Here is a 15,765-nt window from a genome sequence, read left to right as displayed (position 1 = left end):
GTCAGCCGGCGCGCCTGGCTTGCCACTTGGCGCGGTGGTGGACGACCTGGGCCTTGGCGAGCTTGGCGCCGGCGGCGATCCACTCCCCGGGCGGCGAGCGGTAGGTCTTGAAGCCGCAGCGGTTCTTGCGCCACACCGGGATCGCCTCGGCGACGCCGAACGCCCGGCCGATCGCCTCGCCCCACCACGGACCCGGCTGGATCGTGGTGTGCGCGTTGCGCCCATCCGGCAGGATCGCCCGCGCCGGCGCCGTGGTGACGATGAAGAGCGCCTTGTCGGTCAGCCGCGCGACGTCGGCCAGAACGCCGTCCACCTCGTCCGGCTCCAGGTGCTCCAGCACGTCGATGCTGATGACATAATCGTAGCGTTCGCGCGTCAGCGTCGCGATCTCGGGGATGGCGGGGTCATAGAGGTGGCGCTCTTCGAGGGTCGGAACGTCGATCACGGCGCCGAAGCGGCCCTGCCCGGCGCCATAGTCCAGCAACGTGCGCGGCCGCGCGAGCTGCACCCACGGCTCGATGTAGCGGCGCATGCGGTGCGCCGTGGTGCCGTACGACTGCGTGCGGTGCATCTGCGCGTACGCAGCAACGTTGCGGGTATCCATCGGTCTCCCCAAACACTCGCGCGCGGGAGGGCGGCGATCCGTCGCCCCGCGCGGCTCCACCCGCAGATGGCGTAGCGGACGGGCCGGGACAACCGTGCACGGCGTCGCGCCCGCCCGCCTCTTGCCCGCCCGCCTCCTCCGCCGTCCCCCACGCGGAAGCGCGCCATGGCGGGCAATTGCGCCGAGGGTTATGCTCGTCGGCACAGCGGGCCCTCGGCTGTGCGACTAGTTCAGCGGCCGGATCCCGCCCCCGCGGCGGGCGGGGCCGATCGAGCATAGGAGTCAGAAGTCATGCGCAATCAGGCGAGTGGGTGGTCGGCGCTCTCCATCGTCCTCGCAGCCGGCATCCTCACATTGGGGCTGGCGGCGTCCGGCGCCCGCGCGGCCGACCCCGCGGGAGCCGTCTCGGCGGTGACCGGCGAGGCGACCGCCACGGCAGCCGGCGCGCAAGCCCGGACGCTGAAGGTGAAGGACCCGGTGCACGTCGCAGAGACGGTCCGCACCGGAGCCGAGGCGCGCGCCGTCCTGGGCCTGGGCGAACGCACCACGCTGCGCCTCGGCGCCGAGACCGAGGTGCGGCTCGACCGCTACATCATCGACGCGGGCGGCGAGTTGACGCTCGGCGGCGGCGCGATCCTGTTCGACCGCGAGCCCCCGAAGGCCGATGAGGATCTCACCATCAGTTCCGACTACGGGCTGATCGTGGTGCGCGGCACCACCTTCTTCGCCGGTCCCAGTCGCGGCGTCTTCGGCGTCTTCGTCGAAACCGGGCGGGTGGACGTCACCGGCGGCGGCAAGACGGTGTCGGTCGGGGCCGGCGAAGGCACCAACATCGCCGAGCCGGGCGCCGAGCCGACCGACCCGGTCGCGTGGGGCGCGGGGCGCATCGAGGAGGCGCTCGCCAGCGTCCGGTGACGGGAGGCGGTCTATAGGGCGTCCGCCGGCGAGCGGTCGCCCTGCGCCGCGAGCAGTGCCGCATAGCGTGCGGGCTTCAAGTCGTCGAGCACCAGCGGCTCGGCCGACAGGGCCGCCACCGCGCGGCGGACGGTCTCCTTCTCCGCCTCTCCCATCGCGTCGTCCCACAGGGTGAAGAGGGCCAACGGCTCGGGGAAGCCGCGCACGACGAAGCGGCCGAGCGGGCGGAGGTCCATCTCCAGCGCCGCCGCCGTCCCCGGCCCGATGACGATCTGCGTCCCCAGGAACTTGTTCGCCTGCTCGAAGCGCGAGGCCGCGTTCACCGCCGCGCCGTGCGCCGTATAGTCGAGCTTGCGCGAGCCGCCGACGTCGCCGACGATCGCCCGCCCGGTGTCGAGGCCGATGCGGGTGCGGCCGAGCCCCAGCGCCCGAGCCTCCGGCGTCGCCTCGAAGCGGGCGCTCGCTTCGGCCAGCGCGACGGCGCACTCCAGCGCGCGGCGCGGATGGTCGGCGAGGTCGACCGGGACGTTGAACAGCGCGTTCATCGAATCGCCGATCAGCTTGGCGACCATCCCCTCGTGCGCCACCGCGACATTGGTGATGACGTCGTAGTAGGCGTCGAGCAGGCCGATCAGCGCCTCCGGCTCGGCCGCCGCGGTCATCGACGAGAAGCCCTCGATATCGGTGAACAGAGCGGTCACCACGCGCGCCTCGCCTTTGAGGCGCACCGCGTCGGGGCTCGCGGCGATGCGGCGGACCACGGCGGGCGACAGGTGCTGCTCGAAGGCGGCCTGCACGCGCCGCGCCTGCCGCCGCGCCCGCGCCGCGACCAGGAGCGAGCCCAGTGCGAAGGTGAGCGCGGTGCCGGCCGCCGGCAGGATCGGGTCGAAGAGGTGGAGGTAGGCGCTGGCGCTCGCAGCTCCCGCCGCCCACATCACCACCGCGATCCCCACCGCGACCGTCCCGCTCGCCGGCGTCAAGAAGCGCGCCGCCAGGAGACCCAGCACCGCGCCGAGCGCGATCGCCACGCGCTCCACCGTCAGCGCCGCGTCGGCACGCAGCGGGTAGGCGCCGGCACCGATCTGTGCGTAGGCGTCGGCCTGGAGGTCGACGCTGGGGACGAGCGTGCCGTCCGCGCCGGTGCGCAGCCCGCCCAGCTCCGGCGCCGAACTTCCCAGGAAGACGGCCGCACCGGCCAGCCGTGCCAGCGCCGCCGGATCACCGTCCAGCACCGCGGCGGCGTCGACATGGCGGGCCTGGCGCGCCGCCCGCGCGACCGGGACGAGGCGCATGAGCCCGCTCGTCCCCATCGCGACGGTCCGCTCTCCCACCTGCATCACCCGCGCCGCGGGATCGATCAGGATCGGCGGCCCGCCTCGAACCACGCGGTGCAGTTCCACCGCGAGGCCCGTCACCGGTTGCCGCCCGGCGATCGCCAGCAGCGGCACCCGGCGCACCGAACCGTCGACGCTGCCGGGGAGCGACAACGCGCCGAAGCCCGCCGCCGACGCCTTCAGCGCCGGGATCGGCCCGGCGATGCCGCCAGTGACCCAAAGCCCGTCCGCCACGAAGGTGCCACGCACGATCACCGGCGGCGGGCGAACGCTTTCCCCCTCCTGCGGCGCCAGGCCGACGCCGAGCACGGTGGGCAGCGATGCGAACGCGGCGGCGAGGCGCTGGTCGCCGTCCTCGAGGCTCGCCGCGTCCACCGGCAGCGGCACGCCGGCGGCGGCGAGGCGGCGGGCGAGCGCCGCGGGCGAGCGATCGTCCGGTTCGTCGAGCAGGATATCCACCGCGAGGGCGCCGGCACCGGCCGCGGCGATCGCCTCCACCAGGGCGGCGAGGTCGGCCCGGCCCCACGGCCAGCGCCCGACCCGAGCCAGCGCCGCACGGTCGATGTCGACCACGACGGGTTGGGCCTCGGGGGGGAGCGTGACGGTCGCGGTCAGGGTGTCGAAGGTGCGTTCGCGCAAGGTGGAGCCGGCGTCGGTGCCGCTGAAGGCGACCAGCAGCAGCGTCACCAGCGCCGCGATCGCGACGAGGCCGGCCTCGGTGGCCGCGCGGCCCCTGGCGCGGCCGATGCGCCGCCAGACCTTCACGCGGCCGTCGTCACTCGTCCGCCAGGCGCGCGACCGCCGGCTCGTCGAGGACGACCAGCGTCGCCCCCTCCGCCCGCAGCACGCCCGAGCGGGACAGCTTGGCGATCTGCCGGCTTGCGTTCTCGCGCGAGAGGCCGAGATAGGCGCCAAGATCGGTCTGGTTGGCGGAGAGGTCGATCACGATGCCGGCCGCGGTGCGCCGCCCGTAGGCCTGGCACAGTCGCATCAGCCCGGCGGCGAACCGCGCGTCCAGCTTGCGCATGTTGGTCTCGACGATGTCGGACGTGGCACGCAGCTTTTCGCACAGGATCGCCACCAGCTCGAGCAGGGCGTCGGGCGATTCGCGCAGCGCCGGCATCAGGTCGCGCCGGCCGATACGGAAGATCTCCCCCGCCTCGATCATCGACGCCGATGCCGTGCGCGGGCCCCCGTCGAGCACCGCGATCTCGCCCACGAGGTCGCCCGAGCGAAGGAAGTTCAGCACCACGTCGCGCCCTTCGCTGGTGGTGTTGTGCACCTTCACCGTGCCGCTGATGACGATATGCAGCGCGTCGCCCATGTCCTCGCGCTGGAACAGCCGGTCACCCTTGGCGTAGCGGATGGCGCGGCCGTGCATCACCACACGGTCCACCGCGGCATCCTCCATGGCGCCGACGAAGGTGTTCGCCACCAGGAAAGCGCGGACGGGGCTGGAGCGGACGGCCGTCGACATTCTAAGCTTCTCCGCGAAATGACGAATATGAATACGCGAACACCGGCAATGACGCCAACGCCCCCGCTAGAAGGCGCCTCCGTGCCCAACCGATGCCACCCCGACCGGGCGATCACAAGGCGCCGCCGCGTGCACCGGGTGCGAAATCGGCCCCTCCGGGCTTGCCCCGGCGGCGTGCCTCGCTCAAACACGACGCGCAACACTTCCGGGCGCAACCTGCCGGTGGAGCGCCCCCGGCGCCCCGGCTCATGACGTCGAGGCGATCCTTGCTGCACCTGCCCGGCCGACCGACCCCCTCTCGCGGACGCGGCGTCGGCGATGTTTGAGAGCGCCCTCGCGTCCGCGCCCCCGCAGATGGTGCTTCTCGCCGCGCCGCCCTGGTACGACTGCGGCGCCGCGCTCGCCCGGCTGACCCGGCTGCTCGAGGGCGCGGTCGCCAGTGTCGAGCCGATCGCCCCCACCCAGCTCGACGCGCGCCTGTGGGGCGCATCGGCCGCGCACGCCCTGCTGCTGCATCCCTCGGCCGAGGACTTCGCCACCGCCGCCGTGCGGGACGGCGCCGCCATCCACGAGGCGATCGCCGCCTGGACGCGCCACAGCGCCACTCTGGTGCTGCAATGCCGGCGCCTGGGCACGCGCTGCACCCTCCTCGACCCCCACGCCACGATCGACGACGATGCGCTCGCCGCGACGCTGGGCGCCCATCTCGGCCTCCCCCTCGCCGGCGACGCCGACGCGCCGCACCGCTCGCGGCAGGAGAGCGCCGCCGCGAGCGTAGTGCGTTTCCTGTGCCGCCTCGCCGCGCTGGAGGAGCCGGCCGTCGAAAGCCTCGCCGCGGCGCTTCGCCCGTCCGCACTCCCCCTCTGGAGCGCGCCGATCCGCACCAGCCTGGACGAGGCCCTCGCCGCCCTCGCCGCGCCCCGCACCCCGACCGATGCCGGCCCCACCGCGGCCGACCGGGCGGAGCTTGCCGCCACCCGCGCCCGGCTCGCCGAGGTCGAGGGGCAGAACGCACAGCTCCACGAGCAGATCGCGCTGCTGCAAGAGGCCGTCGGCGTCACCAACTTCGACGGGACGACCCCGCAGCACCAGACGATCTACGCCGACGAGAGCCTGACCCATCCCGCCTTCTACCCGCCAGAACGGCGCCCCTCCGACGGCCTGTCGCTGCGCTGGATCGGCAACGAGGACGACGCCGTCCTGCCGACCGAGATCGGCCGCACCCGCGCGCTGCGGGTCGACGTGCAGATCGCCGTCATCATCAACATGGCCGCCCTCGACGGCTTCTCGGTCACGTGCGACGGGCTGACGGCGGTGGAGGTGGTGCGCACCAAGATGGACGACGGCGGCTGGCTGCATTCCAGCACCTTCGCCGCGCCGGCGAACCCCGACCCGCTCGCCCTGGTGCGCCTCGGCCTTCACGTCACCTCGAAGCTGGACCTGACCGACAAAGGCGACCCGCGGTTCCTCTCCGTCGGCATCCACCGGGTCGACCTGTGGCAGCTCGACGAGGCGCCGATCGCCGACGGCACGCTCGACCTCGGCGTCGACGCCTTCCCCGCCCCCGCCTTCGCCGCCGCCGAGAGCCTGCCTACCGGCGAGCGTGTCCGCCGGCTGGGTGGCGACGCGGTGGTCGACCTATCGGTCGAGATCGCCGGACCTTTGCGGGTGGAGGTCTTCCTGCCGCGGGTCGCGGAGCGTCGGCAGGTCGAGGGGCTGCGGATCGCCCTGGGCGAAGCAATCCCCGAGCGGACCGAGATCACCCCGCTGGGCGACCACGGCGCCGTCAAGACGGCGCTGTTCGAGAGCGCGGCCGGCCCTCGCGGCCCGCTGACGCTGATGCCTGACACGGCCGTGACGTCCGAGACACCCGGCCTCGCCGTCGCACGGATCCTCGTGCGGCCGGCCTGAGCCGTCGCCGGCCCGCTCTCGCCCTCGCCCTCGCCCAGGCCGGGGACCGGCGTCGGGTCAGACCTGCCGCACCACCAGCTTGTGCAGCCCGACGGCGAGGACGCGGCTGTCGCCATGGTCCGAGACGTCCACCCGGTGCCGCGCCCGCAGCAGCACCTGGACGGGCTCCGCGGCGGTGCCGGACGGCTCGACAGGGTCGAATACCGCCACCTTGACCAGCATGTCGTCGACCGTGGTCACCTCGGTCGCGGCGGGGCTCTCGTGGTCGAATTCGATCTCGAGCCCCGCGACCGCCTCGTCGTCGATCACCATGGCGAGATGGGCTTCGACCCGCACCGGACGGTCGAGCGGGACGGTCACGGTGAAGGCCTGTTCCTCGCGCCGGCCGAGCCAGGCGAAGGCGAGGCCGTCGGGCCGGCGCTCCACCGGGTGGAAGGCGGCTTCGTCGAACGCGGTGTCGACCGGGATGACGATGGTGGCCAGCGAATGTCCCCCGGCACCGGCGGTCGCGGCGGGAAGGCCCGGCGCACCGCGGGCCGGTGGGGGCACGGGGGCCGGCTCGGGGTCGCCGGGGAGGATGTCCTCCGGTCCGGCCGGGGTCGGCACCTTGCCGGCGTTGGCGGCGGCAGGCACCGGCACCAGCGTGATCGCGGCGATGCCGCAGCCCAACGTGCGCGGGTCGCCGGCATCCGTCCGGTCGACGGCGTGGCCTTGACGCAGGGTGACGGCGACCATGTCCTCGTCCGCCGGCAGCGCGGTGAACACGGCCGACTTGGTGAGCTGCCCGTTGGGGAGCGCGCGCGTCTCGTAGCGTTGGGCGTAGCGGCCGCCGACGCCGATCTCGAACCCGGCCAGCGCCTCCCCGTCGATCACCAGCTCGAAGGTGACGACCACCTTGACCCCTTCGTTGGCGGCGACGGGGACCGGGATGGTCGCCTCGCTCCGCCGCCCCATCCACCGGAACAGGCGTCCGCTGGCGCCGCGCTCCAAGTCGTAGAACGCGGGGTGGGAGAAGGTCGGTCCGAGGCTGATCGTCGTGCTCTCGGCATGTCCGGTGCGGCCGGCGAGCGCGGCGCGCAGGCTCGCGGTCTCGGCGCGCAGCCGGTCCCGCTCGGCCGACACGTCGCCGAGCGCGCTGGCGGCCAGCTCCGCCGCAGCCGGGTCGCGCCGGTGCAGGATGCCGGTGTAGTAGAGGAAGGCGGTATCGGCCTGGGGAGCGGCGTCAGCCGGGGCGAGCAGCGAACCGGCGACGAGGTCCTGGTTCAGCTTGCGCGCCTTGGGCATCTCGGCGACGGCGGTGCGGGCGAGCGCGCGCAACACCGGGTCGCCGGTGGCCACCCGCCGGCCCCGCGCCGGGCCGTTATCCTGCTCCGCCGCGACCAGCCGGTCGACGATGGCGCCGCTGTTCAGCTCCAGATCCGCGACGTCGACCAGCGTGGTCCCCGCACCGCGCGCCGCCTTGGCCTGCAGGATCGACGTCGCCTCCTTCACCCAAGGGCCGATCGGGCCGGAAGGCTGGGCGCCGCGGGTCATCGCCTCGATGACCACCGCCTCCAGCCCGCGGTAGAGGAAGACCACCTGCGCCCCGTGCGGTGCGGCGTCCGCATGCTCGAGGTTCGCCACCGTGGTCTCGCACCCCCGCTGGCGCAGAAGATCGACGAGTGTCTTGATGGGTCGGGAGCCGTCGATCCCCGGCGGGGGGACGACGACGACATGTCGTTGAGCCATGGTGAGCTGATAGGCCCTGGCCCCCGGTCCGTCCACACCTTCGATCGGCGCACCGCCGGGCCGGTCGCCCCCGCCCATGCGACGGCATGCCGACCCGCGGGCTGACGTACGCGGCCGTGAGGCGACATTCGCGGCCGCGGGGTGACATTCGGGGCCGCGGGGTGACATTCGGGGCCATCGGGCCGTGCGCGGTGACGGCCGCGCCTTGCATCCGGCGGCCATTGCGTCGAAACCTAGCCCGATCGGGTAGAGGGGGCGGCGACTTGAGTGGGGACGAGGTGAGTGAGACAGCGGCGCCGGGCGTGCGCCGGCCGATCGTCGTCACCTCGCTGAACCCGTTCGCCAAGTTCGCCCGGCAACGCCGCTGCTGGGACGCATGGGCCGGCCTGGGGCTGACGGTACGGACCGCCAACGTCGCCGCCGAGGCGGAGCGGCTGATTGCCGCCGGCATCGCCCGCGAGACGATCCTGGAGGTCGCCGAGGCGGACAGCGGGCGCGCCCTCTTCGGCAAGCCCACACCGCGCATCGCACCGCTCCTCGCCCACCTCGCCGACGCGCTGCCGGAGCGCGACATCCTCCTCACCAACTCCGACATCTTCCCCGCCACCCGCAGCGCCGACGTCACCGACATCTACCTGTCGCAGGCCCCCCTTGCCGCGCTGGTGCGCGAGGAGACGGCGACCTACGAAGCGAGCGCCTTCGCGGCCCGCGCCCCCTACCGCGGCGGGCTCGACACCTTCCTCATCGGTGCCGCGCGCCTCCCGGCGGTGAACGCGGCGCTCGCGCAGACGCCGGGTGCGGAGCGCATGTGCTTCGGTATCCCGGGGTGGGACTACCTCGTCGGCGCGCTGATGCTGTCGCTCGGCGGGATTATCATGGACGCGGGCGTCCTCCTGCACGAGAGCCACGAGACCACCTACGCCAACGTCGACGAGTTCCTCGCCTACGTGCCGGCGATGCAGGCGCTCGGCGCGGCGAAGGGGCCGAGCGCGGCGGAGGCCGCCTTCCAGTTCTTCCAGCGGATCGACCACGAGTGCCGCATGACGGGGGCCGCATCGCGTCTCGCGCGGCTGAAATATTACCGCCAGCCGACCGCCGTCACCACCGACGGCGCCCGCGCTGCCACCGCCCGCTTCCTCGCCGCGTGCCCCTTCATCGCGCCGACCGTCAACTTCGCGGTCCTCGCCGCCCTCGCCGACGACCTCGCCGCCGAGGCCGACATGGAGCGGGCCATCAACGTCTTCACCACCGGCGCCGGCGCACAGGCCGACTTTCGCGCCGCGCTCGCCGCCACCGTGTTCGCGCTTCTGTGCCGCGGCGAGGCGCCGCCGCGCGCGCCCAAGCCCGGCGACAAGCGCCATACCCAGAAGGCGGCGGCCCTCACCCAGGTCGACTCGCGCGACGACTGGGCCGAGCGCCGGGCCGTCGCACGGTTCTACGCGGCGGAGCGCGTCACGCACGGCATTCACAACCGCGCCGTCTACGACTACCTCATCCTGGCCGCCGAGAATGATGCCGAACGCGCGCTCGTCGCCATGCTGAACCCGATGACCCCCGTGGCCGAGGCCCTCCCCGATGCTGCCTGAGCCACTCGACATCACCGCCGAACTCCCGTTCGAGACCGGCTTTCGCATGGAGCGCGCGGCGGCGGACCTGCCGGGTGTCTCCATCGTCATCCCGGTCTACAATGCCGGCCCGTTCCTGGAGCGGACCATCCGCAGCCTCTTGATGAACGACCTCGCCGGCTGCGAGCTGATCCTGATGGACGGCGGCAGCACCGACGGGACGATGGACGTCGTCGGCTACTACCGCGACCATTTCGCGGTGGTGGTCTCGGAGCGCGACTCGGGCCAGTCGGACGCGATCAACAAGGGCATGGCGCGCGCCAAGAAGCCGATCCTCACCTGGCTGAACGGCGACGACCTCATCCTGCCCAACCGGCTGAACGTGGTGCGCGAGGCCTTTCGCGACCGGCCCGGGACCAAAGTCGTCGTCGGCAACGCCTATCTGACCGACCTCGACCTGACGCCGATCCACCGATTCAATTTCGCGCCCGAGCGGCTGACCTTCGGGCGGCTCTTGAATTACTCGATGAACCACCTCGTACAGCCGAGCGTCTTTTTCGCGCGCGAGGCGTGGCGGGCGTGCGGGCCGGTCAAGGAAGACCTCCACTACGCGATGGACGCGGACCTCTTCCTCGCGATGGCCGGGCGCTACACGTTCGAGCACGTGCCGGTGGACGTGGCCTACAGCGTCTACCATTCCGAGTGCAAGACGCTGAAAAAGCGGGGTGAATCGCTGGCCGAGCTGGCGATGGTGCAGGCCCGCCACGGCGGTTTCAAGGAGGCCGAGATCACTCTCGGCCAGCTCGTCGCGCTCTACAACGGCGCCAAGGCCCGCGCCGAGACGCTGGAGGAGACGGCGGGGCCAGGCAGCGACGTCGCGCTCCTGCACCGGCGTCTCAACGCGATGGCCCGCGAGCGCCGCCGCGCCCGCGACCAGCTCCTCGCCGCCACCACGGACTCCGGCGCATGAGGGACCGTGCCCCCTCCGTCGCCGTCCTCTCCAGCGCGCCGAGCGGGGGCGCCGGGATCGCGGCGAAACGGCTGGCGGAGGCGCTCGCCGGTCACGGCGTGGCCTGCGATTTCATCGACATCGCCGCCCTGGGCGAGAACGTGCCGGAGGATGCCCGCCCCTCGCGCTCGTTCAGCAACCGCACGGTGACCGACACGCACTTCACCGTCGAGCATCCCGGTTTCTGCCGCGGCTGGCTGGTCGAGATGCTGGCCGCCTACGACATCGTCAACGTGCATTGGGCGCTGGGATTGATCGCGCTGGAGGAGATGGCCGCCCTCGCCCGCCGCGGCGTGACGCTGGTGCTGACGCTGCACGACTTCCACTATGTCAGCGGCGGCTGCCACTACCCGGCCGGGTGCGGGGGCATGGCCGTCGGCTGCCACGCCTGCCCGCAGATCGACCGGTCGCTGGCGAGCCTGACGGTGCCGCCGCGCGCGCGGCGCTTCAAGGAGGCACTGTTCGCCCATGCCGGTGTCCATCTGACGGCGCCGAGCCACTACGTGCGCGACGGTGCGGTGGCGACCCGCATCGTCCCGCCGGGCCGCGCCCACGTGATCCGCAATGCCTATCAGCCGCTGAGCCCCGCACCGGCAGCGCGCGAGGGCGGAGCGGTACGGCTGATGTTGATCGCCGATTCGCTGGCGGAGCGGCGCAAGAACATGCGCCTCGCCCTCGAAGCGCTGGCGCTGCTGGCGGCCCGCCTCGCCGCCCGCGAGGACGCCCCGGAGGTCGTGCTCGACCTCGTCGGCGCTTCGGACGCGGAGGTCACGGGGCTGGTGCACGAGACCGGCCTTCCCGCGACGCAACACGGCCGCATCGCCGAACACGCCGCGATCACCGAGATCTACCGCCGTGCCGACCTGCTGCTGACACCCTCGCTGGAAGACAATTGGCCCAACATCCTCGTCGAGGCGGGGGTCTACGGCGTCCTGCCGGTGGCGGGGCCGGGTCACGGCTGCGAGGAGTTCATCCGCAGCTTCGACTTCGGCGTCGTGGCCGGGGCCTACACGGTGGATGCCTTCGCCGATGCGCTGGAGCGCGCGGTGGACCGCCTCGCCCCCGGCGGCGCGGCGCACGAGCGGCTCGCCGGGCCGCGGGCGGAGGCCGCCCGTGCCATCCGCATCGCCCACGCGCCGGACCGCATCGCCGGCCGTTTCCTTCGCCGCCTCGCGCCGCCCGCCGGCGCGAGCGTCCCCGCCGCACCGCTGACCGAGCCTGCCCTTTGACCTCGACCGACACCGACGCACTGCGCGCCTCCCTCATGGAGACGCACCCCAGTCACCCCATCTGTACGCCCGACACCGAGCTTCTCGTCGAGGGATATCCGCGCAGCTCCAACACGTTCACGATCGACATGCTGAACGTCCTCGCTGAGCGAAGCGGCGGGCACCGCCGCACCGCCCACCACACCCACAGCCGCCGCCACGTCGACCTGGCGCTCGGCTACGGCGTGCCGACGGTGATCCTGGTGCGCCGGCCGCTGGATGCGATCGTCTCCTACCAGGTCTATTCGCGCCGCACCGTCGAAGCGTGCGTCGCGGACTATGTCGCCTTCTATGACGGGCTGGCCGCTCGCGACGGCTACATCGTCGGCACGTTCGACGAGATCGTCGGCGATTTCAACGCCTTCCTTGCCCGCCTCAACCCGCTTCTGACCCGCCCGCTGCCGCTCTCGAACGATCTCGCGGCCGACGCCGCGACCGCCCACCAGCGCGACCTGGCGCGCGCGGAGAGGACCCACGGCGAGCACGCGATGCGGCGCGTCGGCGTTCCCGATGCGCGCCGCGACCCGCTGAAAGCCGAGGTGCGTGAGGCCGTCGCCCAGGCATTGGCCGCCGACCCCGCGCCGGACCGCCTCTACGCCGAGATGCTCGCCAAGCGCGGCTGACCCGGCCCGCCGCTCGTGCATCCGGCGTTCTATCGAACGCCGGATGCGGAAATCATCCGATATCGCGCCGTGCTAGCGCGGCAGCGCGCGCCGCAGCTCCTCCAGCCACACCGTGGCGGAAGCGTCGGACGGCGCCCGCCAGTCGCCGCGCGGCGACAGTGCCCCGCCGGGCGAGACCTTCGGTCCGTTGGGGATCGCCGAGCGCTTGAACTGGCTGAATGCGAAGAAGCGCCGGATGAACGTCTCCAGCCACTTGGCGATGGTGGCGAGATCGTATTGGTGCCGCGCCTCGGCGGGAAAGTCGATCGGCCACGAACCGGCCGAGACGTCCCGCCACGCGTGCCAGGCCATGAACGCCACCTTGGACGGCGGGTGGCCGTAGCGCATCGTGTGGAAGAGGAAGAAATCGTGCAGCTCGTAGGGGCCGATCTTCGCCTCGGTGTCCTGGATCTCCTCCGTCTCGCCGGCGGGCACCAGCTCGGGCGAGAATTTGGTCGCCAGAATGTCGGTCAGGACGGCGTTGGTCTCGGCGTCGAACTGGCGGGTGCGCACGGTCCAGCGGATCAGGTACTGGATCAGCGTCTTGGGCACGCCGGTGTTCACGGCATAGTGGCTCATCTGGTCGCCGACGCCGTAGGTGCACCACCCCAGCGCCATCTCCGAGAGGTCCCCGGTGCCGATGACGAAGCCCTTGCGCTGATTGGCGAGGCGGAAGAGGTAGTCCGTGCGCAGGCCCGCCTGCACATTCTCGAAGGTGATGTCGTACACCGGCTCACCGTCCGAGAACGGATGGTCCATGTCGGCCAGCATCTGCCGGGCGGCGGGGCGGATGTCGATCTCGTCGGCGGTGATGCCGAGCGAGCGCATCAGCCGCCACGCGTTCTCTTTGGTGCCGTCGCTGGTGGCGAACCCCGGCATGGTGAAGCCCAGAATGTTGCTGCGCGGCACGCCCAGCCGGTCGCACACCTTGGCGGCGACGATCAGCGCGTGGGTCGAATCGAGGCCGCCCGACACACCGATCACCATGGTGCCGCTGCCCGTCGCCACGTAGCGCTGACGCAGCCCCTCGACCTGGATGTTGAAGGCCTCGTAGCAGTCCTGATCGAGGTGGCTCTCGCGGTCGGGCACGTACGGGAAGCGGCGGATGGGGCGAACGAGGCCGATGTCCGCGAACGCCGGCCGGTGCGCGAACCGGACCCAGCGGAACGTCTCGCCGGGGCCGAGCGCATGGTCCGCCCCGTCCCCGAAGGTCGGCGTCGAGGTGCGCTCGGACAGGATGCGGCCGGTATCGACGTCGGCGATGCAGAGCTGCGGTTCCAGGCTGAAGCGCTCCGCCTCGGCCAGCATCTCTCCCAGCTCGTAGATCGCGCCCTGCCCGTCCCAGGCGACATCGGTCGTGCTCTCGCCGGGGCCGGCGGCCGAATAGGCGTAGGCGGCGACGGCGCGCTGCGACTGCGAGCGACACAGCGAGTGCCGGTCGTCCGCCTTGCCGATGACGATGTTGGAGGCCGAGAGGTTGGCGAGAATGGTCGCCCCCGCCAGCGCTCCCTTGGACGACGGCGGGATCGGCGCCCACACGTCCTCGCAGATCTCGACGTGGAAGACGAAGCCCGGCAGGTCGGAGGCAGCGAACAGGAGGTCGATCCCGAACGGCACCGTGCGGCCGGCGACCGCGATCGCCTCGCCGACGCGCGAGCGGCCGTGCGAGAACCAGCGCTTCTCGTAATACTCGCGGTAGTTCGGCAGGAACGCCTTGGGTACCACGCCCAGGATCTCTCCCCGCGCGACCACCACGGCGCAGTTGTATAGCCGCCCTTTGTGGCGCAGAGGGGCCCCCACCAGCATCACCGGCGCCAGCTCCACGCTCGCCTCGGCGATGGTGGCGATCGCCTCGTCCACCGCCGCCAGCAGCGCCTCCTGGTGGAGCAGATCGTCGATCGCGTACGATGAGACGCACAGCTCCGGGAAGATCAACAGGTCGACGTGGGCGGCGTCGGCCCGGCGCGCCTCGGTGAGGATGGCGTCGCGGTTGAAGGCGACGTCGGCGGGCCGGCCGTTGGGCGTCGACGTCGCGACGCGCACGAAGCCGTGCCGGTGCATGGCATGAAAATTGGCGGTCGGCAGGGTGGTCACTCGCTGGCCCTCGGAAACGTCGGGCGGCGCACCCGCCCCGTCCCGTTCGTCCACCATTTCGCGCGGCGAGGCAAATCGCCGCCGCGCGGGTGGATGCGCGGCGCGGCGGTCGTCAGGCCGGGTCGAGCACGGACGCCGGGACCGGCGGCGCGGCGGTGAGGGTCGTCCCGAACCGCCGCTCGAAGGTGTCGCGCAGGACCATGTCCACCTCCTCCATCGAGGCGATGCGTCCGAGGGCGGCGAGGCTCGTCACCCCATGCTCGCGCACCCCGCACGGCACGATGCCGGAAAAGTGGGAGAGATCGGGCTCCACGTTGAGCGAGATGCCGTGGTAGGTGACCCAGCGGCGGATGCGCACGCCGATCGCGGCGATCTTGTCCTCGCCACTGCCGTCCGGCCGCACGACCCACACGCCGACGCGCCCGTCCCGCAGCTCGCCGCGGACGTTGAAGGCGTCCAGCGTGTCGATGATCCAGCCTTCCAGCGCCTCGACGTAGGCGCGCACGTCACGCCCCCGCTCGCGCAGGTCCATCATCAGGTAGGCCACCCGCTGGCCGGGGCCGTGATAGGTGTACTGGCCGCCGCGGCCGACGTGGATGACCGGGAAGCGCTCCGGGTCGACGAGGTCGGCCGGATCGGCGCTGGTCCCGGCGGTGTAGACGGGCGGATGCTCCAGCAGCCACACCGCCTCGTCGGCGCGGTGTTCGGCGATGGCGGCCGCGCGTGCCTCCTGCGCGGCGAGCGCGGCATCATAGTCGACGAGGTCGTCGGAAATCATCCATTGGGTCGGCATGGTCGCAATGTCGGCGACGCCCCGTCCGATTGCAAGCGTGGCGCCGCGCGCCTCAGCCGAAGATGCCGCGCACCGCGGGCGTGTAGGCCTCGGAAAGGCGGCCGGTGCCGTGCTGGTCCCGCTCGCCGGCCTCCCCGGCGCCGATCGCGCTGCGCTCGAACTGGCCGTCGCTCGGCGGCGGATCGAACGGCATGGTCTCGGCCTGGATCCAGTCGAAGTCGGCGGTGGCGGCGACATTGAAGGTGTTCACGGCGCGGTCTCCTCGTGCATTTGTGGCAAGGCCGCGGCCATCGCCGTCCACCTCGCACCATCGGATCTGGGAAGAGCAACGCGCTGTCCGTGTGATCGGTGTCACACAATGAGCGTCTACCGGTTTGCGAGGATGGAGTGGTTGATTTCGTGCCC

General features: G+C 72.3%; 13 protein-coding genes. 6 read left to right on the top strand and 7 right to left on the bottom strand.

Annotation, left to right across the window (positions count from 1 at the left end):
• Nucleotide 1: 1 nt before the first annotated feature.
• Complete coding sequence (locus MRB58_RS20605) at nucleotides 2-604, bottom strand: hypothetical protein (RefSeq protein ID WP_244778956.1); 603 nt, start codon at nucleotides 602-604, stop codon at nucleotides 2-4.
• 291 nt (nucleotides 605-895) lie between these two features.
• On the opposite strand from MRB58_RS20605, the gene MRB58_RS20600 reads away from it, so the two are divergent.
• Complete coding sequence (locus MRB58_RS20600) at nucleotides 896-1,519, top strand: FecR family protein (RefSeq protein WP_244778955.1); 624 nt, start codon at nucleotides 896-898, stop codon at nucleotides 1,517-1,519.
• 11 nt (nucleotides 1,520-1,530) lie between these two features.
• Here the strand turns inward: MRB58_RS20600 and MRB58_RS20595 are convergent, their stop codons facing one another.
• Together MRB58_RS20595 and MRB58_RS20590 are read right to left on the bottom strand one after the other, a co-directional pair.
• The gene (locus tag MRB58_RS20595; protein ID WP_244778954.1) at nucleotides 1,531-3,618 is read right to left on the bottom strand and encodes an adenylate/guanylate cyclase domain-containing protein; all 2,088 of its coding nucleotides are present in this window, start codon (nucleotides 3,616-3,618) and stop codon (nucleotides 1,531-1,533) included.
• Nucleotides 3,619-3,628: 10 nt separating this feature from the next.
• A complete protein-coding gene (locus MRB58_RS20590; RefSeq protein WP_244778953.1) occupies nucleotides 3,629-4,330 on the bottom strand; it encodes a Crp/Fnr family transcriptional regulator in 702 nt (233 codons plus the stop codon).
• 318 nt (nucleotides 4,331-4,648) lie between these two features.
• Between MRB58_RS20590 and MRB58_RS20585 the strand changes: the two genes are divergently transcribed.
• Nucleotides 4,649-6,241, top strand: coding sequence for a hypothetical protein (locus tag MRB58_RS20585; RefSeq protein ID WP_244778952.1), 1,593 nt, complete (start codon nucleotides 4,649-4,651; stop codon nucleotides 6,239-6,241).
• 57 nt (nucleotides 6,242-6,298) lie between these two features.
• On the opposite strand, the gene MRB58_RS20580 is transcribed toward MRB58_RS20585, so the two are convergent.
• Entirely contained in the window at nucleotides 6,299-7,969 is a 1,671-nt protein-coding gene (locus MRB58_RS20580) for a hypothetical protein (protein ID WP_244778951.1), read from the bottom strand.
• Nucleotides 7,970-8,247: 278 nt separating this feature from the next.
• On the opposite strand from MRB58_RS20580, the gene MRB58_RS20575 reads away from it, so the two are divergent.
• Genes MRB58_RS20575 through MRB58_RS20560 form a run of 4 tightly spaced genes read left to right on the top strand, consistent with a single transcriptional unit; the run spans nucleotide 8,248 to nucleotide 12,434 of the window.
• A complete protein-coding gene (locus MRB58_RS20575) occupies nucleotides 8,248-9,555 on the top strand; it encodes a hypothetical protein (RefSeq protein WP_244778950.1) in 1,308 nt (435 codons plus the stop codon).
• On the top strand, nucleotides 9,545-10,504 hold the full coding sequence (locus MRB58_RS20570; RefSeq protein WP_244778949.1) for a glycosyltransferase family 2 protein: 960 nt from the start codon (nucleotides 9,545-9,547) through the stop codon (nucleotides 10,502-10,504). Before MRB58_RS20575 ends, MRB58_RS20570 begins: the two co-directional genes overlap by 11 nt.
• Complete coding sequence (locus tag MRB58_RS20565) at nucleotides 10,501-11,772, top strand: glycosyltransferase (RefSeq protein ID WP_244778948.1); 1,272 nt, start codon at nucleotides 10,501-10,503, stop codon at nucleotides 11,770-11,772. Before MRB58_RS20570 ends, MRB58_RS20565 begins: the two co-directional genes overlap by 4 nt.
• Nucleotides 11,769-12,434: a hypothetical protein gene (locus MRB58_RS20560; RefSeq protein ID WP_244778947.1), complete on the top strand. Its 666-nt coding sequence runs from the start codon at nucleotides 11,769-11,771 to the stop codon at nucleotides 12,432-12,434. Before MRB58_RS20565 ends, MRB58_RS20560 begins: the two co-directional genes overlap by 4 nt.
• A 72-nt stretch (nucleotides 12,435-12,506) precedes the next feature.
• On the opposite strand, the gene MRB58_RS20555 is transcribed toward MRB58_RS20560, so the two are convergent.
• From MRB58_RS20555 to MRB58_RS20545, 3 genes are all read right to left on the bottom strand, one after another.
• Nucleotides 12,507-14,534 carry an NAD(+) synthase gene (locus MRB58_RS20555; RefSeq protein WP_244782064.1) on the bottom strand — a complete coding sequence of 676 codons (2,028 nt, stop codon included), beginning with the start codon at nucleotides 14,532-14,534 and terminating at the stop codon, nucleotides 12,507-12,509.
• A gap of 145 nt (nucleotides 14,535-14,679) precedes the next feature.
• Complete coding sequence (gene lipB, locus MRB58_RS20550) at nucleotides 14,680-15,360, bottom strand: lipoyl(octanoyl) transferase LipB (protein WP_244778946.1); 681 nt, start codon at nucleotides 15,358-15,360, stop codon at nucleotides 14,680-14,682.
• 52 nt (nucleotides 15,361-15,412) lie between these two features.
• Nucleotides 15,413-15,610, bottom strand: a complete 198-nt coding sequence (locus MRB58_RS20545; RefSeq protein ID WP_244778945.1) for a hypothetical protein — start codon at nucleotides 15,608-15,610, stop codon at nucleotides 15,413-15,415.
• Nucleotides 15,611-15,765: the final 155 nt, after the last annotated feature.

This window comes from Acuticoccus sp. I52.16.1 (assembly GCF_022865125.1).
Classification (GTDB): Bacteria; Pseudomonadota; Alphaproteobacteria; order Rhizobiales; family Amorphaceae; genus Acuticoccus.
This window is presented reverse-complemented; position numbering and strand designations above follow the sequence as displayed.